The 2132-nt window shown below is 74.2% G+C and carries 1 protein-coding gene; it reads right to left on the reverse strand.

All coding sequences use genetic code 11. From position 1 onward, the window contains the following. Positions 1–82: 82 nt before the first annotated feature. Positions 83–1732 carry a glycosyltransferase family 4 protein gene (locus AB8Z75_RS34255; RefSeq protein ID WP_369208942.1) on the reverse strand — a complete coding sequence of 550 codons (1650 nt, stop codon included), beginning with the start codon at positions 1730–1732 and terminating at the stop codon, positions 83–85. Positions 1733–2132 lie beyond the last annotated feature (400 nt).

A 2132-nucleotide genomic window follows, 5' to 3' on the forward strand; every position in this document is an offset into this window, starting at 1 on the left:
GACGGCATCCCGTGCGGCGGCGGGCACGACGCAGAAGCCGACGCCCTCATCGACGCCGCACGGCGGGCAGCCCCGCGCGACGTCACGCGGCAAGCAAGCCCCCACCAGGCCACGCGGCGTGCGGGCCCGCGCGCCGCGTGGCCTGGTGGGGTTGGAAGAGCAGCGCACCGTCGCTCTGTGCCCGGACCCGGGCGAGGGGGCGGGGCAGGCTGCCGCCTGCGCGCGGGGCGCTGCCGAGGAATGCCGCGAGGGGGCGCAGGGCGGGTACCAGCGCGCGGGGTACGACGCGGCGTGCGGCGCGGCGAGCGGCGCGCAGCGCGCGGGCCCGCACGCCGCGTGGCCTGGTGGGGGCTTGCTTGCCGCGTGACGTCGCGCGGGGCCGCCCGCCGTGCGGCGTCGATGAGGGCGTCGGCTTCTGCGTCGTGCCCGCCGCCGCACGGGATGCCGTCTGGGCGGCTGCGCCCGGGGGGAGGCCCGTGCCCTGCGCCGGCCGGTCGCCGTCGGCCGTGGTCTCCCGCACGGTGCCGGGGGTGGCTCGTTCCCCGCCTGCGCCCGGTGTGGCGCGGCGCTCGGCGAGCAGACGGGCCATCAGTTCCTCGTACTCTCCCGCGATGCGCTGGGGGCAGTAGCGGGCGGCCTTGTCGAGAGCGGCCTGGCCCATGCGGGCGCGGAGGCCGGGGTCCTCGACGAGGTGGAGGAGGGCGTCGGCGTAGGCGCGGACGTTGGTGTCCTCGTTTCCGCCCAGCGGCGCGAGCAGCCCGTCGTGGCCGTTGGCGATGATCTCGCCTGGCCCGTAGGGGCAGTCGGTGCTGACGACGGGAACGCCGCAGTGCATGGCTTCGACGAGGGTCATGCCGAAGGACTCGCCGTCGGAGGAGACGGCCGCGATGGAGCCCTTGGCCCACTCGGTCTCGATGGGGGAGTGGGCGCCCATGAGGAAGGCGCGGTCGGACAGGCCGAGGCCGTCGAGCGTGCGACGCAGCGCGTCGCGCTGGGGGCCGCGTCCGTACAGGCGCAGCGACCAGTCGGGGTGCTTGTCGGCGACGAGGGCGAAGGCGCGCAGCAGCCGGTCGTAGCGCTTGACCTTGATCAGGCGCCCTGCGGCGACGATGAGCTTGGCCTGCCCGTCGGAGGGTTCGACGTCGGTGGGCGGGACGGCGTTGGGGACGCAGACGATGTGGGCGCGGACGTCGGGCAGCGCGGCGCGGTAGTCGGCGGCGTCGGCGTAGGAGACGGTCACGAACCCGTCCAGCTCGGCGAGGGCCGCGTCCTGGTGGGTACGGATGTGGTCGCTGTGCATCCGGTGAGTGAGGTGTTCCTGGCCGATGCGGACGTAGCGCCTGGTGCCGTAGGCGGCGAGATAGTCGTTGATCTTCGGCCGGGTGCCGATGACGACGTCGGCGTCCAGGTTCTCCAGCAGGGCCTTGACCCGCAGGTCGCCGAGGCGGGTGGAGATGCCCCGCTCGAAGTGGTCGTGCCCTTCGGTGAAGCGCTCGCTGCGCTGGTGGTAGGCGGGGTCGTCACCGTCGTAGGCGGGGGAGGAGCGGCGCAGGTCGATGAGAGAGGTCAGCCGCACGCGCGGGTCGAAGCAGAGCGCGGGCTCTTGGCGGGAGCGGCGCAGGCTGACGACCTCCACCTGGTGCCGGTCGGCCAGGGCGCCGGAGAGGTTCACCGTTGATCTGATCGTTCCGCCGATTCCGTAGGCGTTGTCCAACAGGAACACGATCTTCATCGCGGCCTCCCCTTCACTCGGTGCCCTTGTATCCGTATTGACCGGATTTCCCCATTTCGTCCTTGCCTATTTCAGGTGGGGAGAGGGGGGAGATGCGTTCTTAACACTCGTATGTCCCTCGTTCGGCCCCGGCGGCGGCATGCCGCGACGGCCGAAAGCCCGACCGCGCTTACTGTCCGATCAATGGCCTCGGAGATCATCGACCCAGCCGGCCCGGAAGGTGCCGCCGGCAGCCGGCGCGCCGTCCCCGGCGCACGGACGCCCGCCGCCTCCGGCGGCGGGCGTGCGACGGGGTGGGGTCGACCGCCCGCGTGCGAGGGGCCGCGCGGCGGGCCGCGTGACGGGCCGCGCGGGGCGGCGCGCGGGCTGGCGCGCGCGCCCGCGCGTMCGGGGGTGGGCC

The sequence above is a fragment of the Streptomyces sp. PU-14G genome (assembly GCF_041028275.1).
In the GTDB taxonomy this organism is placed as follows: Bacteria; Actinomycetota; Actinomycetes; order Streptomycetales; family Streptomycetaceae; genus Streptomyces.

Bases quoted from the DNA above. Each gene is read 5' to 3' on its own strand.
- AB8Z75_RS34255 (WP_369208942.1), bottom strand. From the start codon at position 1,732: ATGAAGATCGTGTTCCTGTTGGACAACGCCTACGGAATCGGCGGAACG.